General features: G+C 55.6%; 4 protein-coding genes and 1 pseudogene. 4 read left to right on the plus strand and 1 reads right to left on the minus strand.

The features are described 5' to 3' along the window. A pseudogene (locus VB716_RS16175) lies at positions 1-244 on the minus strand (hypothetical protein); the annotation flags it as partial. Between the two features lie 318 nt (positions 245-562). Between VB716_RS16175 and VB716_RS16180 the strand changes: the two are divergent. From VB716_RS16180 to VB716_RS17545, 4 genes are read left to right on the plus strand one after another with little or no spacing between them, the layout of a single operon-like run. Next, positions 563-3,148, plus strand: a complete 2,586-nt coding sequence (locus tag VB716_RS16180; protein ID WP_323271025.1) for a hypothetical protein — start codon at positions 563-565, stop codon at positions 3,146-3,148. Positions 3,149-3,155: 7 nt separating this feature from the next. After that, positions 3,156-3,845, plus strand: a complete 690-nt coding sequence (locus VB716_RS16185) for a type II secretion system protein (RefSeq protein ID WP_323271026.1) — start codon at positions 3,156-3,158, stop codon at positions 3,843-3,845. Beyond that, positions 3,836-4,441 (plus strand): pilus assembly FimT family protein, encoded by a 606-nt coding sequence (locus VB716_RS16190; protein WP_323271027.1) that lies wholly within the window; start codon positions 3,836-3,838, stop codon positions 4,439-4,441. The genes VB716_RS16185 and VB716_RS16190 overlap by 10 nt, the downstream gene beginning before the upstream one ends. Further along, complete coding sequence (locus VB716_RS17545; RefSeq protein ID WP_416238130.1) at positions 4,438-4,755, plus strand: PulJ/GspJ family protein; 318 nt, start codon at positions 4,438-4,440, stop codon at positions 4,753-4,755. The genes VB716_RS16190 and VB716_RS17545 overlap by 4 nt, the downstream gene beginning before the upstream one ends. The last annotated feature ends 113 nt before the right edge of the window (positions 4,756-4,868 follow it).

The raw sequence follows: 4,868 nt of genomic DNA on the forward strand, positions 1-4,868 counted from the left end.
GGGCGTTGCGGCTCACCCGCAGGAGCGCCGCCAGGCCATGGCCGAGCCCAACAACCGCCAGGGCAAGCTCCAGCGGCGGCAACCACCAGGCGCTGTGCAGAACGGTCACCAGCCGGCCGAAGGCGTCCGGATCGATCAGGGCCACCCCCACACCCGCCAGGTGCAGCATCAGGAAGAGCACCAAGGCCAGGCCGAGCACGGCGATCATCGGCCGGATGGCCGCCCCCTGGGCTCCTGCGTCCATGGGTGGCGCGGCGACAGCGACTCCCATGGTGGCGCCCAGCGCTCAGGGAACGCAGAGAGCCATGGGACTGTGAGCGACCCCGGGCTTGTCCAGAGTGCTGAGGCTGCTCCATGATGAGGAGTATTCCGAAAGCTGGCGCCGGCAGCGTGAAGGCTGTTCACAAAGGGGCATCAGCGATAACTACCTCGCTAGTGTTGTGGTATGAATAGCAGGCTGCTACTCCAATTTCTGCTTCCCCGTCGCAGGGCACGGGATGCAGGTTTTTCCATGGTGGCCGGCATGTTGGTCGTCCTGGGGGTCACACTCGGCACCCTCGCCATGGTGAGCTTCAGTTCGGGCACCCTCCTCGGTGCCCGCAAACAAGGCCAGCGCACGGATGCGCAAGCCACTGCGGATGCTGGCGTCGATCGGGTGATGGCGGCCTTCAACTCGGTCGAGAACCGCAGGATCCTGGTCTCCGGTGAGGCCATGGGCAACTGGGGCTCGGCAGACCTGGTGAGCCCCTGCAGAGACTCGAGCAATAACCCGCCAGGAAATCCCACCACAGAAGCCAAAAACTATGGCGATGGGAAGTTTCGCGATCTTGAAACCCTCGCCGTAGGCAGCGGCACCCGCCAGTTCCGAGTCGTAGAAATCACTCAAGCAGCCGGACTCGCCGATAATCCCAATAGACGATCCGAATCGATCACCACAACAGCCGGCTCAACGAAGGTCAGCAAAGTTGGAAATTTCTCTTCCGACTTAATCAATCTCGATCCTCCCACCGATTCAAAATCCAGCAACCTTCCTGGATTTAACAAAGGATATTTTACAATTACTGTCGAGGCCAAGGTCGTCAATGGTTCCTCTGTCAGCACGGCAACTGTGACACGCGAATATGAAGTGTTGCCGAAGTGTTGTGGGGCTTCCTTCGGCTCCAACGGTTCCGGTGGCGCCCAGGTGTCCGGCTCAGACTCCCTGGGAGGGGACAGCCGATTCTGTGGCGTCGAATTTGGCATGATTCTGGGACTCAACGGCGGAACAGCCTGGCAGAATTTTGCCAATGATATCTATACCAAACGCTTGCCCTCCGGCAAGGTTGTGCCGATCACCAACGTTATCGGCATCGTCAGCAAAGATGGTGATAAGTTTTCTCGAGCAGCCATAAGGGTTAGACCCAACAGTAAATCCACCACTGTTCCAGACCCTTGCGACCCCGCCCGTTGGTCTGGTGGCAGGTGTGGCAGCAGCAGCTGGACCGGCTTGGCCAAAGCAAGTCCGGGAGGCATCTACGGCACCCAAGCCGACATCGATGGCACGGCTCTTTCCGGGATTCCGATCTTTCCTTCAGCACTGACACTTCCCACAATCGGCAACGAAGCCGTTACTGGCAAGTACAACTTCACCTGGACGAAAAACAGCGGCCCCGCCCAACGCGTGGACCCCAGCATTGATGACGGACAGCGCTACCCCACGTTGAACCCTGCCAGCGTCCAAGACTACGGGTTTCGCTTCCGTACCCGCAACAACGTTAACCCTCCAGTACTGGAAGTCTGTAACGACACCAACACCAATTGCGGCAATTCTTCCTGGACGGCAATCACCGGCAACTCTGGCACGGTGAACAACCGCGAGAACTTTAACTCCATGAGTGGTACCTATATCACTAACAACTGTACGTCCAGCAGCTCACCCGCCTGTCCCACTTGGGTGGGCGACAGATGGTATGGAGTCGACAATAATAGCCCCGATACAAATATGACTTCAGGGAGGCTTCGGCTTTCCTCTGGGTCAATCCGAATAGGCGCAACCAGTTCCACTACTAACAATAGACTTAATGGCATCTGCCGTGCGGCCAATCTCAGCGGCAATCTGGGCCGTGCCATGCTGTCGTTTGATCAAGCCGGCACATCCAAAGTTGACACTGCAGACCAAGTGTGGGTGCAGGTGCAAACATCAAGCGGCACAAGCTGTACAGGCTCTACTGCAAGCAGTCCTCCAACCAAGTCAGCGGTCAACATTTCATGGGTCACCGTGGCCAAGTTTCCTGGAGTGAACAGCTCCACCAGCCAGCGCCGCGTCGTGAGCCTGGCAGACTATGAGAACAGCAATACCCGCATTCGCATCATCAATGGTACAAACACGGGCAACGGCGAAACCCACATCATCGACAATGTCAACCTCAGCCTCAGCGATTGGTGTGAATACAGCGCTAATTCCCCCGCCAGTGCAGCGCCAGGGTTTCACTGTCTAGGTCCACAATTTAATCTTGATCCCGGCAGTGGCAATGGCGGGCAAGTGTGGATTGATGCCAGTGGAGGTCCAGTTTCATTTTACTACACCCGCACCGACGATCTCCGTGGCAATCTGTACACAGCCGCCAGTGCGTCCGAACCATCCACCTATGATGACCCTCTCCTATCCGCCGGGCGGGGCGCCTTCCTCCGGCTGGTGAAGTGCAGCGGTTCGCCGTCGAACAATTGCGAAACGCCCATTCCATCGACGGAGGTCGCCCTAGTTGGAGATCCGGATAATTTGAACTTTTTCGGTCGCGACAGCGGACAACAACAGGTGATTTATTATGGAGTTCTGAATACCTCCTCAGGAATTGGCAAGGTTTCCGGCATTTGGTTTTACATGCCCGTCGGCTATTTTGAACTCAAAGCCTATGGCTGTTCTGGCTACAGTCCAGGTGGCACTGCTCCCTCCATCACCGGGGACGATGGCTGGATCCTGAGTGGACGAATCTGGACCCAACACTTCAAACCCTGTGGAGACGTCCACATCCGTGTCCCTCCCTCTTCTGCCAGCAATCTTGGACAGGTTGCCGCCGCGAGTGGCTCGTTCAGCGATAGCATTACTTACGTTCCATGGACAGGGACTGACTGGGTTGCCCGAACAATTACCCGTTCGCGCTATAATTAAGTCACTCATGACACTCGATGCGTCAATAATTCTCCGACATAATCGCAGATTTTGCGATAAGAGGCTGCGAATCATAGAGCGCCCTCAAGGCTTCACGATCCTTGAAGTCATCGTTCTAATTGTCATCTTAGCCTTGACCAGCTCGGTAACTGCCATCGCGCTGACATCAGCCAATCGCATGACAAGGTCAGCCAGACTTGAAGTCAAGATGAATGAAGATATTCAGTCTTTTATTAGCGAAGTGCGGCAGATTGGCGATATGTATACATGCTGCAGCGGGACTTGCAGTGTTACGCCCCCTGCCGCCTCAGCCACAGTCGACGGCGGGAACGCCACCAGCTCTTGCGCCACAAATAACCCCAGAGACGATCGTTATTTCTTCCCTTATCAAGATAATCCGGCCACAACAGGTGCGCTGATGTCCATGACTTGTCAAGTAGGTGGCGCTACTGTTCCATGCGCCAGAGAGCCTGACGCCATCACAGAAGTCTGCAAGTCAGCAAATAATACAGCCTTTATGACCCCTTTAAAAACTGCTGTGGATGCCATTCAAGCTCCAGCCAATACGAGTGTTGCAACCACAATTCCGACTCCGCCACCACCGCACGTCCTTCGGATTACGATCACAGATACGGTCAATAATCGCACAGCACGCGTATACAATCTCGTTCCTCCCATGTCACGTTGGTGTCCGTGATGAACCGCACCGCTGGCTACACGCTAGTCGAGCTTATGGTCACAATTGCGGTTCTGGGTATCCTCGGCGCAGTTGTCATCAACTCTGGCATTGATGCTTGGCGTGCAGAGCAAGCCAAAGCTGCTGTGACTGATTTATCCAGCTGGCTAGAAGAAATTCGCAGTAGCGGCGCTTCTCAGGATATCAGTTGCAGGGTCACGATTAACACCGGCAGCTCGTTGGCGTCGCAATCGGTCCTGGCCACAGTTCAGGCGATTGACCCCGAAACCAACAGCGCGGCAACTGGAGTGACCTGCGGAACCGGCAATCCACTGCGATTGCCAGGAATCGGAGGCAATGCAACCTTTGGTGTTGCCACTTCTTTTGCCTCGACATCGCCACCCAACACTTTCTCCTTCACGCCGAGAGGCGCAATCTCCACAGATAATGTGGGCAGCACTCTGGCCTCAAGCTTTTTATCGATTCGAATCAGTTTAGGCGGCCAGGTTCCACTGCGTTGCGTACGTCTTTCCGGAATGCTTGGGCTTGTTCGGCTAGGTAGCAACAATTCGACAGGATCCACCTCGAGCGAATGTACAACTTGGGGGCAAGTATGAAACACCCCTCATTGTCTAGTCGCTCCATAGGATTCACACTTGTTGAGCTTTTAGTTGGGATGGTCATTGCAGGTGTCGCTATCACAGCCGCCGCCCAAGTTCATGTCAGTCACATCAGGACCTCAGGTGCTTCGGTTACAAGTGGACAACTCCAAAAAGACCTCGGCCGTCTCCAACGCTTGTTACAAACAGAGATCGAAGAAGCCTGCCTGCTTCAAGCCGGCACAACGTCTCCAACCACCTGCGCACAGGCCTGTACAGCCACGGGGGGAAGCGAGGTTAGATTGTTGGTTCCTTTAGCTAGGGACTCCTGAAAAAGATTCTCGGCCCATCGGCGCCGGATTCGTCCGTTTGCTTCGCGTTAATCAGGCTGGCAAGCGCGGTGACATCAAGTCGGCCAGATCTCAAAAGCATGGCTTGCAGATGC

The sequence above is a fragment of the Synechococcus sp. CCY9201 genome (assembly GCF_034931105.1).
Lineage (GTDB): Bacteria > Cyanobacteriota > Cyanobacteriia > PCC-6307 > Cyanobiaceae > CBW1002.